We start from the raw sequence: 15,821 nt of genomic DNA, 5'->3' as shown, positions 1-15,821 counted from the left end.
TCTATTTTTTTACTAAGAAAGTGTTTGCACCCTTAGTGTTATCATAAAAAACTGTTAACTGACAAGTGAAAACTCATTCTTTTTTCATCTTTCTTATCATTAAAAATACGGTAAATAACTAAGGTGGATAAAAACCAGTGACTTATTGAAAGGGGTAATGGAATGGGATTGTCGATAGTTTACAGCCGAGCGATTGTCGGAGTTGAAGCACCATTGATTTCAATAGAAGTGCATATCAGTAATGGCATGCCGGGTTTCGCTTTAGTCGGCTTGCCAGAGACCACGGTCAAAGAAGCCAAAGATCGAGTGAGAAGTGCGATCATCAATTCGCAATTTGAGTTTCCTAGCAAGAGGATTACCGTCAATTTGGCACCAGCGGATTTACCCAAAGAGGGCGGGCGTTTTGATTTACCAATTGCCTTGGGGATTTTGGCTGCCTCCGATCAAGTTCCACATGAAACCTTATCTCAGTACGAGTTTTTAGGAGAGTTAGCGCTTTCTGGCCATTTGCGCACGGTCAAAGGGGTATTGCCCGCCGCCTTAGCCGCCAAAGCCGCGGCGCGACAATTAATCGTCCCAGACAGTAATTCCGGTGAGGCGGGCTTGGTGGATGCCGATCATCGTTCTGCATCGAGTTTATTGGCGGTGTGCGCTCATTTATCAAGTGAAAAGCCCTTGGTCTTAAAACCGGTACTCAAGGTCGTTAAGGAGACGGCTGAAGAGCGCGATTTACAAGACATCATCGGCCAGCAGCAAGGTAAGCGAGCATTGGAAATTGCCGCGGCGGGCGGGCACAATTTATTGTTTCTCGGCCCGCCTGGTACCGGGAAAACCATGTTGGCTAGTCGCTTGTGCGATTTACTGCCGGAAATGGGAGACGAAGAGGCGATGGAAACGGCGGCTGTGGCCTCGCTGGTGGGCAATGATATCCACAGTGGCAATTGGAAAACCAGGCCATTTCGCTCGCCTCATCACTCGAGCTCAATGGCGGCGTTAGTCGGGGGCGGCAGTATTCCTCGCCCAGGTGAGATTTCACTCTCTCACAATGGCATTTTGTTTCTCGATGAGATGCCGGAGTTTGAGCGTAAAGTACTGGACTCACTTCGCGAACCGTTAGAGTCCGGAGAAATTGTGATTTCTCGTGTACAAGGAAAAACCCGCTTTCCGGCTCGCTTTCAATTGATTGGTGCGCTCAACCCCAGCCCGACGGGGTATTATGAAGGAGAGCAAGCCAGAGCCAACCCTCAAAGCATTTTGCGCTACCTGGGGCGTTTGTCTGGTCCTTTGCTCGATCGCTTTGATATGTCGCTAGAAATTCCATCGCTCCCCAAAGGCACATTGGCTGAAGGCGGTGACCGGGGTGAGGCAACCTCGGTCGTAAAAGAGCGCGTCAATCAAGCCAGAGCAACGATGTTGGCGCGCTGTGGTAAGATCAACAGCCGTCTCAATACGCGAGAAATTGAGCAGTACTGCCCATTAGTCAAACAAGATGCCGAGTTTTTAGAACAAGCTTTGCATCAGTTAGGGCTGTCCATTCGCGCTTATCATCGCATTATTAAAGTGGCTCGCACCATCTCCGATCTCAATGGCGAAGAGCAAATTAGCCGAACGCACCTGTGTGAAGCACTCGGCTATCGCTCGATGGATCGTTTGATGAAGCAATTAACGGAGCAAACGGTTTGGCCTTAATGAATACTGCTGTTTTTTGCGATGGTTGCCTTACTTGTATTAGACATGAAGAGAAAAATGGCAACAGAGCCGACCATAGCGTCTGGGCTATGAAAGCGTGAGTGACTTTGTATAATATTGCGCTTCTTTCTCGCGCCAAGATGTTTATTTATGTCCTACTTTATTTTGTTGTTCAACGCGGTACTGGTGATCGCCAACACGGCGGTGTTTTCTTTGCTCATTTGTTTGGTGGCCGTTTTAAAGTTCGCCTTACCGATACCGGCATGGCGTGGTTTGATGACGCGGCTGGCCGACGGGTGGATGTGGTGCTGGGCCACGGTGAACCACGGTGTTTTGGCCTTGAGCAATCGTGTGGATTGGCAGTTAAATTGCCCAGAAGGATTGAGTAAAAGAGCGTGGTATTTGTTGATTTGTAACCACTTGAGTTGGACAGACATTGTAGTGTTGTGCTGCGTGTTTAGAAATCAAATTCCCATGCCGAAGTTTTTTTTAAAACAACAACTGCGTTATGTTCCTTTTGTTGGTATGGCTTGCTGGGCGTTAAACATGCCTTTTATGCGCCGTTATTCCAGAGCCTATTTATTGCGACACCCGGAGAAGAAAGGCCAAGATCTCGAGGCGACTCGCCGCGCCTGTTTGCAGTTTCGCCATCACCCGACCACGGTGGTAAACTATGTGGAAGGGACTCGTTATACGCCTCAAAAACGCATCAGCAGTCAATCGCCTTATCGTCATGTACTGGCGCCTAAATCAGGCGGTATTGGGTACGCGATGTCGACGATGGGTGAACAATTTAACGCAGTGATAGACGTTACACTCGCTTACCCAGACAATCGTGATACCCCCTTTCGAGATTTGTTAATGGGCAAGATGACACGCATTGTGGTGGATGTTCAGGTGCGCAGTGTTGACCCCATTCAGGGCAATTATTTCACAGATAAACAATTTAAACGCCACTTTCAGGCTTGGTTACATCAAGTGTGGCAAGACAAGGACGAGCACTTAGATAGGGTATATAACGATCAACATGTCGCGTGTAGTACCGACTGTGAGGCGATAAAAAACTCACCGCAGTGAGTTTTTTATCGGTTGGAATACGATGCGGTCGATTACTTTTTCAATAAATAATCGACTAAGTCGTAGTACTCGTCCATGGTTTTAATACCTTGAGCAACCACTAAATACTTGTTGTTGACGACAACAGAAGGCACACCGGTCAAACCGTGGTCTTTAAATGATTTGCTAAAGCGTCGCGCCATTGAGTCGACAGCGAAGCTGTTGTATTCCGCATCAAAGGTTTTGCCATCAATGCCGTGGTCAGTAAAGATTTGCTTTAATTCCGCTTCGTTTTTCGGCGCTTGGCGCAATTGGTGAATTTGATTGAACATCACCGGGATCATTTTATCTTCGATGTTCATCACCACCATAGTGGCGTAGGCTTTACTCATCGAGAGGCCCATATCACCGCCCATAAAGTCGACGTGGTTTTTTTGAAACTCAACGTTGTCAGGTAAGTGCTCTTTGAGCTTTTCAATCACAGGTTCGAAATTGTAGCAGTGCGGGCAGTAAAATGAGAAAAACTCCGTGACTTGCGGGCTTTTGGATTTTTCTGTCGCGAGCTCTTTGTATTGCTCGCCTTCTTTATAGTCTGCAGCGTGAGCTGACAGGCTTAAACAAGCAGCGACTAACAGGGCAAAAAACTTCTTCATATTTCTCTCCAATTTAAAAAACAGAGCCATCACCATTGTGAGAATAAAGTGAGCGGCGGTTGCTGAATAGTGCGAATTTGTTCTTCTAATGTATTGATTTGATTTTGCCAATAAGGCGCTTGTTGAAACCATGGAAAGGCGTTGGGAAAAGCAGGGTCTTGCCATCGTTTTGCTATCCATGCCATATAGTTCAACATACGTAGACCGCGCAAAGGCTCAATAAGTTTCAACTCATTGACGTCAAAATGGCAAAAACTCTGATAGGATTCAAGCAAGATATCTAATTGCATTCGTTTGTCGTTTTGTTCGCCATTGAGCAGCATCCAAATATCTTGGATGGCCGGACCGTTGACAATATCATCAAAGTCGACAAACACAGGTCCATCACGCCATAAAATATTACTTGGGTGGCAATCGCCATGTAAGCGTCTTGTAGTAAATGGTTGATTCAGTGAGGGGGTGATTTCGCAGAGCAGTTTCTCCATGGTTTGGATGATCTGCCCGCGTAGTGAGGAAGGAATTAACTCACAATTGCCAATGATTTCGATGGGGGAGTCAATGCTACTGAGATCGCACAAGGAGCGGCGATGAGCAAAATGGCTAGTCGGTCCAATTTGGTGAATCTGGCCAAGGTAGTGGCCGACACTTTCGAGTTGGTCGTCGTTGTCGACTTCGAAATTGCGCCCCCCAACACTGGGGTACAGGGCAAATAAAAAACCTTGGTGATCGTGTAAACTGTGGCCGTTAATGACCAAAGGGGCGATCACTGGGATATCGCTCTGTTGCAGGGCTAAACAAAATTGATGTTCTTCGAGAATTTGCGCTTTGTTCCAGCGCTGCGGGCGATAAAACTTGACCACATAGCGCTGCTTTTCTTCGTCAGTAAATTGATATACGCGATTTTCATAACTGTTGAGGGCCAGTAGGCCGGATTCGGCTCTGATCCCGATTTCTGCCATGGCTTGCCAGATAATATCTGGTGTGAGCCCAGAAAAATTGAATTGCGGTTGTGTCATTGTCCCTACTAACGCATTGCTGCATCAGACCAAAATATAGGTTATTACACAGTATAAACACGTTATAGGGTTGGAAACTAGCGATAGTCATGGCCAATCTTATTGGTTATTCAATGCCCCGCGCTTTGAGTAACGCTTGTTTAAAGTCGCTTTCGCAATCTTTTTGCATACCTGGGATCGGCGCGTTTTCTCCTTGTTGCTGCATTTTTAAATGGTAGATCAGCATGTCATCGGTCAATTCGGCCAAACCTTCTGGAAGTGCTAATTGTGTGGCGATCTCAAGCAGGCAATCACATAAGCTCAAATCCGGCGATTGTTGCCAGTGCGTGTTTAATAGAGACAGCAATTCATCAATGCGATGGCAGCTCATAGCGATTTCCCTTTTTCTTTCGGATGGATTCAAAATACCAACGCTAGCAAAAAGGAAGGAGAGAGGGATTGATGTAGATTAAAAAAGCGCAGCTTTCACTGCGCGTTTTTTACGCGGCGTGCACAACGTTATTGATAATATCAGAGTGAGCTTTAATCGTTCTCTCCGTCATCATTTTGTTGACAGCAGCGGATTGGTGCTTAGTCGGCGCTTTGGCAAAGCCAGAACGGCGACGTGTCGCACTGCGATTGGTGTGTGAGCACCTGACAGTAGTCGGTCGCATTATGTTACCTAATTGTGTGGCAAATCCATTGCCTAACAATGTCCCTGAAGCAATTTGGAGCCCGAGCTTACACTCTGACTCTATTGGTTGAATCACCATTCCGAAACATTGCCTCAGGATTGCTCATCGTATAAACGATGTTCAATTCATATTATCACCGTTGAATAATAAAATCGATAAGTCAATCAAAGTTATGACATGTTTTTTGCATAATTTTCAAACAATACAGTAGAGTGGAACTACGCATTGATCTATTCATATCGGTGTCGTCAGATGAAGGATAGGAGGCAATATGTCATTGTGGAAAAAAACCTTGGCCAGCCTGGGAATTGGGGCGACGAAAGTGGATGTCAGCATTAAACAATCAGCACTTTATCCGGGGCAAAGTGTGGATATCCAAGCGCATGTTTACGGTGGGGCGACGGAACAAGTGATAGAACAATTGTCTATTCGTTTGTGTTGTCAGTACTGGCAAGATATCGATCCTAACCGAGATGATCCAGGGTCTAAGGTCGGCAAGCGCGAAGCGGTCACTTATACCTTAGCTGAAAGTCATTTACCCGAATCATTCTCAGTGGCTAGCGGCGAAGAAAAAGTCTTTTCACTGACCTTGTCATTGCCTTGGGAAACCCCTGTCACCTTGTCCGATGCCAAAGTTTGGTTAGATACCTCTTTGGATATTGCCTACGCCGTTGACCCGACCAACAAAGCATCGATTACTGTGCGCCCGGACCCGGTTTTAGACGACGTGCTTTCTTTGTTTGAAGAGCAAGGCTTTCGGATCCGGCAAGTCGAATGTGAAGCGGTTGACGGGTTGGCGGCCCCTTTTGTTGAAGAGTTTGAATTTGTCCCGGTCGATGGGCCTTTTCACGGGGTGTGGCGTGAGCTTGAAGTCGCGATACACCGCAATGACCAGACAATGACGTTGTGGATGGCGATTGATCGGCATCGCGATGGCTTACGAGGTATGTTGGCTTCGGTACTCAATCGCAGTGAGACTTTTCCGCCATTGGTACTGGAGGTGTCAGCGTCGCGGGCGCAACTAAAGCGCGCCTTATTGAGCTACCTTGAAAGCATGGATTAATTAGGCGTACACGTGTAAGCTAGAAGTGGTTAAAACCTCAAGTTGAACGGTTGGTTACATGAATACCCACAATGACGCCCTATCTAGCTATAGCAAAAATGAAGAAAGACTCAATGCCATTACTCATGCGTTAGGGGCAATGGCGTCTTTGATTGCAACGCTGTTTTTATTAAGCCATATCCCGCCTTCAGAAGAGCTCACGTTGATGAGTATTGCGGTCTATGGGGCGAGTTTGGTGACGCTCTTTACGGCTTCAACCCTTTATCATTCCATTTTTATTGCCCGGGCGCGCCGTTGGTTGAAGGTGTTCGATCACTGCGCTATCTATTTATTGATCGCCGGTACTTATACGCCCTTTTTACTGATTGGCCTGGGTACCCCTTTGGCAATGGGGTTGATTTGGGTCATCTGGTTTGTGGCGCTTATCGGCGTGCTGTTTAAGCTGCGCTTTGTTGGGCGCTACAAGCGGTTCTCAGTCGCTTTGTATTTGCTGATGGGGTGGCTATCGCTGATTGCGATTTATCAGATGTGGTTATTGTTGCCTTTAGCCAGCTTGGTATTACTGGCCGCTGGCGGTGTGACTTACACGTTAGGAGTAGGGTTTTACCTTGCCAAGACACTGCCTTATCACCATGCTATTTGGCATGTGTTTGTGCTGGGCGGTGCAACCTGCCACTTCATTGCGGTGGCATATCTACTCTGAGTCACCTGTCGTTCTGTTTTTGCCTACTCACTTGCGGCGTATGTCTCACAGGTGGCCTTAACGGGGATTAGCGCGTTTCCAATTGGTCTACCGTTACGAGGAGGCGATAGTTTGGCAGCGGCGGCACATCGAAACTCAGTTCGATTCCCGGCTTTGAGCTTTGGGTGCGCAAGTAAGTGTCAGGAAGTCGCTTGATCGCTTGCCAGACCGCACGCGTTTGTTTAATGAGAGGTTGGCCTTGGCTGTCTTGGATCTCAATATTAATACTCATCTTGATGACCGGGTCTTGGCTTTGGTTACTGATTGCGGTGGGTACCCACAATTTTCCGTCTCGATAATCTGCTTTTCCGAGTACTAAATCTACCCCAGCGTGGCTCAATTGATAAATCGGCTTGTCTTGTTTGAGGTTAATGTCGATATAGCGAGGGCTTGGCAAGGTTTTTAGCGGTACAGGGGGTGCCGTAGTGTTTTTTTCTGGGGCTATCGCGCCATGAGAAGCGTCGCCGTGGGGGGCTTGTGGGTAGTGCCAAGTAAAGTCAGGGTTGAGGATCACTGTGGTTCCGTCATCGAGGGTAGCTTTTTGTGCGCTGAAACTCGAGGTGCTAAACAAGGCTGCCACCAGTAAGCTGGCTAGGGTTAGAGGAGTGTATTTCATGAATTTATCGCTTCCAAAACGCAGGAAAAAACAGCACGAGTATAGTGAGTATTTCTAATCTCCCTAACAACATGCCAAAACTAAGTACCCATTTCGCGCTGGCGGGTAAAGGGGCAAAGTTACCGGTTGGGCCGATGACTTGCCCCATACCTGGGCCAACATTGGCAACCGCAGTAATGGCCCCCGTAATGCTGGTGATAACATCGAGGCCCATGATGCTAAGCGTGGCAGCAATGGCCAAGATACTGATAAAAAACATTAACACAAAGGCCACGACAGAGCGAATGACATCGTCGTTGACAGGCCTTTGGTTATAACGTTGAACAAAGACCCCAGAGGGGTGGATCAATTTCATGATTTGTTTGTTGAGCAAGGTTATTGCGATCTGGAAGCGAAACACCTTAATGCCGCCTGAGGTCGACCCTGAACATGCCCCCGCCATTAATAAGAACGCAAATAATGTGGTTGGTAGGGCTCCCCAAGCGGTAAAGTCCTCCAAGCCAAAGCCGGTGGTGGTGACGACGGAAATAATATTAAACATGCTAACGCGAATGGCATCGAGTATCGAATAACCGTCTTCCACCACCATCCATGCACTGATGACCGCGGTACTGGCAAGGATGAGTTTGGCAAACCCTCTCACTTGGGCGTCGGCCAATAAGGTGTGCCAGTCGCGCTTTTTTATCGCAGCAATAAAGAGTAAAAAAGGCAAACCACCTAAAAACATGAAGAGAATAGCCACCCAGTGAGCGCCCGATGAAAAATGGTTCATTGAGCCATCTGAGGTTGAGTAGCCGCCCGTGGATAAGGTGGTAAAAGCGTGGTTGATGGCGTCAAAGAGGGACATTCCGGTCAACAGGTAGCCTGACGTGCACAATAATGTCAGTACTAAATAGACGATGACAATATTTTTCGCGACGGTTTTTGCTCTTGGGCTACTTTTGTCTGACCAGTCTGAGGATTCGGTGTGAAACAGTTTCATGCCACCCACATTGAGCATGGGCAACACGGCAACGGCCATGACAATAAAGCCTATTCCCCCTAACCATTGCAGTGTTGATCGCCACAATAAAATACTCGGCGCCATGTTGTCGAGCCCGCTCAGTACCGTTGAGCCCGTGGTGGTGATTCCGGACATGGTTTCAAAGTAAGCGTCGGTGAAGCTGATGTGGTTGATGAACACAAAGGGCAGGGCGGCGAACACGCTGGCGATGCTCCATACCATACTGGTAATTAAAAACATATCTCTCACCCCTAAATGAAAACGGGCAGAGCGGCCTAGGGTTAAGCACAAGAAAGCTGCGATATGCGTAATGATCACCGCTTGGGCAAAATCGATGAAGCCGGCCGTCGCGGTAAAAAAAGCTAATAGGGTGGGAATGTACATAAACAGGGCCAGTTTAGAGAGCACTAGCCCAACAACAAACAAGATAGAACGTAAGTTAACCATAATACCAATCTCGCGAAATAGCGGGTCACCCTAATCGATTAAAACGCTCGCTTTACAAGAAAAAGGCGCTTGGTTGGAACAAAGACTCGACGTCTGGGACGTATTTTTTATTGACCAAAAACATCACGACATGGTCATCTTGCTCAATCACCGTTTTGTCATGGGCGATCATGACTTCTTCGCCACGTACGATGGCTCCGATGGTGGTGCCCGGTGGCAATTTGATCTCTTCGATGGCTCTGCCGACCACTTTTGATGTGCTTTCATCACCGTGGGCAATGGCTTCGATGGCTTCGGCGGCCCCTCTTCTTAGCGAGGAGACATTGACGATGTCAGCGCGTCTGACATGGGTGAGGAGTGCCGATATCGTTGCTTGTTGAGGAGAGATGGCGATATCGATGACTCCCCCTTGAACTAAGTCGACGTAGGCACTGCGTTGAATCAGTACCATGACTTTTTTCGCTCCCATGCGTTTGGCAAGCATGGCCGACATGATATTGGTTTCATCTTCGTTGGTGAGGGCAATAAAGACGTCAACTTGGTCGATGTTTTCTTCAGAGAGAAGCTCTTGATCGGCGGCGTCACCACAAAAAACGATCGTGTGCTCTAACTCTTCCGATAAACGCTCTGCTCGCTTGTAGTCCCGCTCGATCAACTTGATGCTGTAGTCTTGCTCTAGACGCTTGGCCAAGCTAGAGCCAATATTACCTCCACCGACAATCATGATGCGTCGATAGGGCTTTTCTAAGCGTTGTAACTCACTCATTACCGAGCGGATATGGTTGTTGGCCGCGACAAAAAAGACTTCATCATCGGCTTCAATCACGGTGGTACCTTGGGGGCGAATGGCCCGACCCTGACGGAAAATTGCCGCAACACGGGTATCGATGTGCGGCATATGTTCACGTAATGCCGATAGCGCGTTACCGACCAAAGGCCCACCGTAGTAAGCTTTAACGGCGACTAGGCATACCTTTTTATCTGCAAAGTTAACAACTTGCAGTGCACCAGGGTATTGGATAAGCCTTTCTATATAGCCGGTCACCAACTCTTCAGGGGCAATGAGGTGATCGACCGGGACTGCCCCAGATTGAAATAAAGCATCTTTGTGAGTCAAATATTGGGGAGAGCGAATACGAGCGACGCGGTTAGGTGTGTTGTAGAGGGTAAACGCCACTTGGCACGCCGCCATGTTGACTTCGTCTGTATTGGTGACCGCGACGAGCATGTCTGCATCTTGTGCCCCGGCTTCTTGCAACACATCAGGGTGGCTCGCGTAACCGCTGACCACCCTTAAGTCGTATTTGTCTTGCAGTTCTCTCAGGCGCTCTGGGTTGGTATCAACAATAGTGATATCGTTGTTTTCACCAACTAAATTCTCTGCCAGAGTCCGACCAACTTGACCTGCACCAAGAATGATTATTTTCATAATGGGTTCTCATCTTTCATCGTCATCGCGTCCCTGCGGTGACGTTTAGTTCGCGGTTTTGGTGATGACGGCGTAATAAAATCCATCCATCTGTTCTTCACCAGGCAAAATTTGACGGCCGGGATCCTTGTCGTCAGAGTCTAGCAGTTTGGCATCACCCGTGTTGGCGAGGAAGCGTTTAATCTGTTCTTTGTTCTCTGCTGGTGTGATAGAGCAGGTGGCGTAAACCAAGCGCCCCCCCGGTTTTAACATCGTCCACATGGCGTGTAAGATGTCTTGCTGTAACTCAACCAAGGCATCGATATCTTCTTTACGGCGCAACCATTTGATATCGGGATGGCGTCGAATAACGCCAGTGGCGGAGCAAGGCGCATCGAGAAGAATGCGGTCAAATTGCTCGCCTTGCCACCAAGTGCGAGGGGCTCGGGCGTCACCGTGAATGACATTGGCCGTTAATTTTAAACGAGTGAGATTATCATTGACGCGTTCTAGTCGGTTTTGATCACTGTCAATCGCGACCACTTGAGCGGTTGGTGTGGTTTCTAAAATATGGGCGGTTTTGCCACCAGGCGCGGCGCAGCAATCTAAAATTAACTCACCCTCTTGTGGATCCAAATAGTGATACGCCAATTGGGCCGCGGCATCTTGTACCGATACCCAGCCTTGTTCAAAACCCGGTAAAGTATAAACGTCACAAGGCTTGGCTAAGAGTAGCGCATCTTGGGCCTGGCTATGGAGACTGCTCTCAATACCGTGTTCGTCTAACAAAGCTTGGTATTGTTCTCGGGTGTGGTGCTGTCGGTTGACGCGTAGCCACATTGGCGCTTTGTGGTTGTTGGCCTCAACGATGTCTTGCCACTGTGTTGGGTAACTCGTTTTGAGCGTGTTGAGTAACCAACTTGGGTGAGTATAGCGACCGGCGTCATGGCTAACGGCTTTTTGGTCTAACGCTTCTTGCTGTCGTTGGTAGTTGCGAAGAACAGCGTTGATTAACCCTCTGAGCTTTGGGCATTTGAGTGCTTTGGTGCCTTCAACCGTTTCTGCCACCGCGGCGTGTGCAGGGATCCGCATGTAGCCCAGCTGATATAAGCCGATTAAGATCAAGTGGTGAAAGACGCGTTGTTTGCCCTTGAGAGGTTTATCCATTAATTGGTTAGCAATCGACTCGAGCCTGGGTAAATAGCGCAAAGCGCCGTAGCACATTTCTTGTAATAAGGCGTGGTCACGTGGCTTTATCGCCGATTGTGCCAAGGGCAATGCCGTCGACAACGATTGGCCTTGATCGACAACGGAAAAAAGGACTTGAGCGGCGGAAGCGCGAACATTCATCTAGGTGATACCTTTAAAACAAAGGAGGGCATCTCTGCCCTCAATAATTACGGTTTCTTGGTGGCAAGCTCACCAAAATTTAATTAAGCAATTGACCCACTTCAAACCAACTGGCTTTGGAGTTTAATACGTCGGCCACGGGCATGGCTTTTTTGCCTGGGATTTGAATGTGCTCTAGGACCAATTGCCCTTGTCCAGTTGCCACGACAATACCGTTTTTATCCGCTTGAACAATGGTGCCCGGCTGGGCGGTTGTCTCATTGTATCGCACATGACTTTGCCAGACCTTAACCGTTTGCTCTTGAACCTCAAAATGGCTCACTGGCCACGGATTAAAAGCACGAACACAGCGTTCAATGTGCTCGGCAGACTCCGCCCATTGAATTCGAGCTTCTTCTTTGCTGAGTTTCTTGGCGTAATTGGCTTGTGCATCGTCTTGCGGGGTTGCAATGACCTTGCCTTGATTGATCTCAGTTAAGCATTCCAGTAAGGCTTGTGGGCCAAGTTGCGCTAATTTAGCAAACATGGTGCTACTGGTATCATTGGGTTCAACCGGGATCTTGGCAATCTTGAGGATATCACCGGTGTCCAGGCCGACATCCATTTGCATAATGGTGACCCCGGCTTCTTGATCGCCGGCCCAAATCGCGCGTTGGATTGGCGCAGCGCCTCGCCAGCGTGGCAAGATAGAAAAATGGATGTTGATGCATCCCAAGCGTGGGGTATCGAGTACCACTTTAGGCAACAGCTGACCATAAGCCACGACGATCATCACGTCGGCATTTAAACGAGCGAGCTCTTGTTGCGCTTGTTCATTTTTAAAGCTTTCTGGTTGATAGACGTCAATGCCGTGTTCCATCGCGATTTGTTTTACCGGGCTTGCTGTTAACTTTTTACCGCGCCCTGCGGGTTTATCTGGTTGGGTATAAACGGCGATAACGTCGTGCTCTGAAGACAGTAATGCCGCCAAGTGTTGGGCGGCAAAATCAGGCGTACCAGCAAAGACAATACGAAGAGGTTGAGTCAAGAGAATGTCCTTGTGTTATGGCTTAAGAATTCGATTGTTGTGCGTGCTTGGCGTTCAGGCGCTTGAGTTTCAACATTTTGTCTTGAATGCGTTTGCGCTTTAGCGGCGACAGGTAGTCAACAAACAGTTTGCCATTGATGTGGTCGATTTCGTGTTGCACACAGATAGATAACAAGCCATCGGCATCAAACGTGTATTCTTTACCATCTCGGTCTAGGGCTTTAACGCTGACGTTCGCGGCGCGTGGTACTAAGGCTCGTGCACCCGGGATCGATAAACACCCCTCTTCGATGCCATCCTCACCGCTCTGCTGTATAATTTCCGGGTTGATCAATACCATCGGCTGATCCCGTGTATCAGAAACATCAATAACAATAATGCGTTGATGAATATCGACCTGAGTTGCGGCAAGGCCAATCCCTTCTTCATCGTACATGGTTTCAATCATGTCATCGACAATGGTTTGGATTTCAGGCGTGACTGCTTCTACAGGGGTGGCAACAGTACGCAAGCGCTCATCGGGAAAAATTAATACATTTAATACAGACATAGTTACTCAAGTTTTGTTCTGAGCCGTTAACAGGCAAAAGGTTTCGCTTTAATTCTAGTCATTTTACCACCTAAATAACAGTATAACGGCAGCTTTTTTCACCGTGTTATATAGTTAGTAGTAAGACAATCAAGATTCTCGGTGTAACGTGCAGCACTTACTGCGGTGGTTTTGAGTGGAGTATTAAAGTGAGTGGAAACGCGCAAGCTTGATTGCAAGGCCTTGGCGATGGTGGGCCGAGCCACTCAGTGATGAGGGAATAAGGAGTGAGAAGATGCGAAAGGAATTGTCACCGGAGCTCGTGTGGTTGGCCCTGAGTCTATTGCCCAAAATCGGGCCACAGCGTTTGTCCTCCTTGTGGCCCACGATACCTGTTCAAGGGTGCCATTTAGCGGTTCGCGCCGATTGGCTGTCTTGGGGAATAAGCGACGCGCAATATACGCGCCTCGATCGGGTATGGCAGCAAGCGATTCGCGTTGAGCAATGGCTGGCAGACAAACCCAATCGCAGTATGTTGACCCCTTGGAGTTTGGGGTACCCGCGTTTACTCAATGAGATTAACAGTAAACCCAGTGTGCTGTTTGTCGAAGGGGATGGGTCGGTGTTGCAACAGGCTCAAGTGGCGATAGTGGGTGGACGTCACGCTCGGCCTCAAGCCCTGACGCTTGCGCAGCAGTGGAGTCGGGAATTGGCAGGACAAGGCTTGGTGATCACCAGTGGTCTCGCGGTGGGGATTGATGGTTTTGCCCACGACGGTGCACTAAAAGGCGGAGGAAAAACCATCGCCGTGCTTGGTTCTGGTATCGATCGTATTTACCCCGCTTGTCACCGTGGTTTGGCTGAGCGCATTGTTGAATCTGGGGCGCTGGTTAGCGAATTTTTACCGGATAGTCGCCCACAAGCGGCCTATTTCCCTCGCCGCAATCGCATCATCAGCGGCTTGTCTTTGGGGGCGGTTATCGTGGAAGCGGCAGAAAAAAGTGGCTCTTTAATTACCGCTCGTTACGCGCTAGAGCAAAATCGCGAGGTGATGGCGACGCCGAGCTTCCCCGGAGAACGGGTGGGGGCTGGGTGTAATCGTTTAATTAAGCAAGGTGCGGCCTTAGTGCAATGTGCGCAGGATATACTTGATGAAATTTCGCCAATGTTGATGTGGGCCCCTGACATTGTCGAAGAACAAAAAAAGTCGCCAGACGACAATCAGTCATTGCCATTTTCCTCTCTGTTGGATAACGTAAAAGAAGAACCCCTACCCATTGATATTATCGCAAGCAGGAGCCATATACCTGTTCAACAAGTTATGTCACAGTTACTCGAGTTAGAACTATTAGGGTTCGTTGAGTCGGTCACTGGTGGCTACATTCGAAAGAGGAGAGGCTAGCTATGATGATGGATATTTTAATGTATCTTTTCGAGACCTACATCCATAGTGATGCGGAATTACAGGTGGATCAAAACGAGCTCGAAGATGAGCTGATCCGTGCGGGTTTTCAACAAAAAGATATCCTCAAAGCCTTGCAATGGTTAGAAGAGCTGGCCTTATTGCATCAGAACGATTCTCCGCTAGCCTTGATTTCCAATGATGGCAAAGTGCCATCGACGCGTATTTATACCGCGGTCGAAATGGAGCGCTTAGATGCGAAGAGCCGAGGCTTTTTGTTGTTTTTAGAACAAGTTGAAATTTTAAAGCTCGAAACTCGCGAAATGGTGATCGACCGTGTTATGGGGTTGGAAACCAAAGAGTTTGATTTAGAAGACTTAAAGTGGATTGTTCTGATGGTACTGTTCAATGTCCCTGGTCATGAACAAGCTTATACCTTAATGGAAGAGCTGATTTACACCCAAGAGCAAGGGTTAATGCACTGAGTCTATGAATAGAAAAATTGATGCCGATCTCTTTGATTCATCTCAGCAAGACCGGGGGGAACCCTGCCCGGAATGTGGGCATACGCTGGTGCTAAAATACGGTAAACATGGGCCGTTTTGGGCGTGTTCTCATTTTCCAGTGTGTGAGTACTTAAAACCTTTGCATCAAAATGACGGTCATGTTGTGAAGCACTTAGCCGTGCCCTGCCCGGAGTGTGGGAGTGAACTGGTGCTGCGCCAAGGGCGTTATGGCATGTTTATTGGGTGTAGTGATTACCCGCAATGTGATTATCACCAGTCACCTAAATCGGCGGCTCAACAAGATACCGACGACGAGCAATTTGTGTGCCCCGAGTGTCAGCAAGGGCAGTTAGTGGCGCGCCAAAATCGGTTTGGTAAGCGCTTTTATTCTTGTTCTTGTTACCCAGATTGTAAATTTACTCTCAATACTCAACCTGTGACTGGTGTGTGCCAATCGTGTGGCAACACGCTACTGACTAAGCTTAAGTCAGGTAAATTCCAGTGCGCGATTAAATCCTGTCATCATCACCAAGAACAGCCAAGCTAAATAGCATCGAATGGTTATGCCGTCATGGCGGAGAAGAAAGACGGCCTTCACTTTCGGGGGGAAGGCCGTTGGTGGCGAGGGAGTGCGACTCGC

The 15,821-nt window shown here is 48.3% G+C and carries 17 protein-coding genes; 7 read left to right on the top strand and 10 right to left on the bottom strand.

The window, feature by feature from the left end:
* Positions 1–162: 162 nt before the first annotated feature.
* Entirely contained in the window at positions 163–1,689 is a 1,527-nt protein-coding gene (locus AB0763_RS13150; protein ID WP_306102255.1) for a YifB family Mg chelatase-like AAA ATPase, read from the top strand.
* A 150-nt stretch (positions 1,690–1,839) separates the two neighbouring features.
* Positions 1,840–2,766: an acyltransferase gene (locus AB0763_RS13145; protein WP_306102254.1), complete on the top strand. Its 927-nt coding sequence runs from the start codon at positions 1,840–1,842 to the stop codon at positions 2,764–2,766.
* Positions 2,767–2,798: 32 nt separating this feature from the next.
* Here AB0763_RS13145 and AB0763_RS13140 read toward each other — a convergent pair whose 3' ends face one another.
* From AB0763_RS13140 to AB0763_RS13125, 4 genes are all read right to left on the bottom strand, one after another.
* Positions 2,799–3,398, bottom strand: coding sequence for a thiol:disulfide interchange protein DsbA/DsbL (locus AB0763_RS13140; RefSeq protein ID WP_306102253.1), 600 nt, complete (start codon positions 3,396–3,398; stop codon positions 2,799–2,801).
* Positions 3,399–3,427: 29 nt separating this feature from the next.
* The gene (locus tag AB0763_RS13135) at positions 3,428–4,414 is read right to left on the bottom strand and encodes a serine/threonine protein kinase (RefSeq protein WP_306102252.1); all 987 of its coding nucleotides are present in this window, start codon (positions 4,412–4,414) and stop codon (positions 3,428–3,430) included.
* A gap of 106 nt (positions 4,415–4,520) precedes the next feature.
* A complete protein-coding gene (locus tag AB0763_RS13130) occupies positions 4,521–4,784 on the bottom strand; it encodes a DUF1040 family protein (RefSeq protein ID WP_306102251.1) in 264 nt (87 codons plus the stop codon).
* Positions 4,785–4,893: 109 nt separating this feature from the next.
* On the bottom strand, positions 4,894–5,067 hold the full coding sequence (locus tag AB0763_RS13125; RefSeq protein ID WP_306102301.1) for a hypothetical protein: 174 nt from the start codon (positions 5,065–5,067) through the stop codon (positions 4,894–4,896).
* A 292-nt stretch (positions 5,068–5,359) separates the two neighbouring features.
* On the opposite strand from AB0763_RS13125, the gene AB0763_RS13120 reads away from it, so the two are divergent.
* Both AB0763_RS13120 and AB0763_RS13115 read left to right on the top strand, forming a co-directional pair.
* Positions 5,360–6,151, top strand: coding sequence for a sporulation protein (locus AB0763_RS13120; RefSeq protein ID WP_306102250.1), 792 nt, complete (start codon positions 5,360–5,362; stop codon positions 6,149–6,151).
* Positions 6,152–6,209: 58 nt separating this feature from the next.
* A complete protein-coding gene (locus tag AB0763_RS13115; RefSeq protein WP_306102249.1) occupies positions 6,210–6,854 on the top strand; it encodes a hemolysin III family protein in 645 nt (214 codons plus the stop codon).
* A 67-nt stretch (positions 6,855–6,921) separates the two neighbouring features.
* Here the strand turns inward: AB0763_RS13115 and AB0763_RS13110 are convergent, their stop codons facing one another.
* From AB0763_RS13110 to def, 6 genes are all read right to left on the bottom strand, one after another.
* Positions 6,922–7,509, bottom strand: coding sequence for a DUF3157 family protein (locus AB0763_RS13110; protein ID WP_306102248.1), 588 nt, complete (start codon positions 7,507–7,509; stop codon positions 6,922–6,924).
* Between the two features lie 4 nt (positions 7,510–7,513).
* Positions 7,514–8,959 carry a TrkH family potassium uptake protein gene (locus AB0763_RS13105; RefSeq protein WP_306102247.1) on the bottom strand — a complete coding sequence of 482 codons (1,446 nt, stop codon included), beginning with the start codon at positions 8,957–8,959 and terminating at the stop codon, positions 7,514–7,516.
* Positions 8,960–9,011: 52 nt separating this feature from the next.
* A complete protein-coding gene (gene trkA / locus AB0763_RS13100; protein WP_306102246.1) occupies positions 9,012–10,388 on the bottom strand; it encodes a Trk system potassium transporter TrkA in 1,377 nt (458 codons plus the stop codon).
* A 45-nt stretch (positions 10,389–10,433) separates the two neighbouring features.
* Positions 10,434–11,717, bottom strand: coding sequence for a 16S rRNA (cytosine(967)-C(5))-methyltransferase RsmB (gene rsmB / locus AB0763_RS13095; protein ID WP_306102245.1), 1,284 nt, complete (start codon positions 11,715–11,717; stop codon positions 10,434–10,436).
* 79 nt (positions 11,718–11,796) lie between these two features.
* On the bottom strand, positions 11,797–12,744 hold the full coding sequence (fmt, locus tag AB0763_RS13090) for a methionyl-tRNA formyltransferase (protein WP_306102244.1): 948 nt from the start codon (positions 12,742–12,744) through the stop codon (positions 11,797–11,799).
* A gap of 22 nt (positions 12,745–12,766) precedes the next feature.
* The gene (gene def / locus AB0763_RS13085) at positions 12,767–13,294 is read right to left on the bottom strand and encodes a peptide deformylase (protein WP_306102243.1); all 528 of its coding nucleotides are present in this window, start codon (positions 13,292–13,294) and stop codon (positions 12,767–12,769) included.
* A 274-nt stretch (positions 13,295–13,568) separates the two neighbouring features.
* On the opposite strand from def, the gene dprA reads away from it, so the two are divergent.
* Genes dprA through AB0763_RS13070 form a run of 3 tightly spaced genes read left to right on the top strand, consistent with a single transcriptional unit; the run spans position 13,569 to position 15,728 of the window.
* Entirely contained in the window at positions 13,569–14,675 is a 1,107-nt protein-coding gene (gene dprA / locus AB0763_RS13080; RefSeq protein WP_306102242.1) for a DNA-processing protein DprA, read from the top strand.
* Between the two features lie 2 nt (positions 14,676–14,677).
* Entirely contained in the window at positions 14,678–15,160 is a 483-nt protein-coding gene (locus tag AB0763_RS13075) for a DUF494 family protein (RefSeq protein WP_306102241.1), read from the top strand.
* A 4-nt stretch (positions 15,161–15,164) separates the two neighbouring features.
* Positions 15,165–15,728 (top strand): type I DNA topoisomerase, encoded by a 564-nt coding sequence (locus AB0763_RS13070; protein ID WP_306102240.1) that lies wholly within the window; start codon positions 15,165–15,167, stop codon positions 15,726–15,728.
* Positions 15,729–15,821: the final 93 nt, after the last annotated feature.

The organism is Vibrio sp. HB236076 (genome assembly GCF_040957575.1).
Taxonomy (GTDB): domain Bacteria; phylum Pseudomonadota; class Gammaproteobacteria; order Enterobacterales; family Vibrionaceae; genus Vibrio.
The sequence above is the reverse complement of the archived record's forward strand: the minus strand, read 5'-3'. Positions and strand labels throughout refer to the sequence as shown.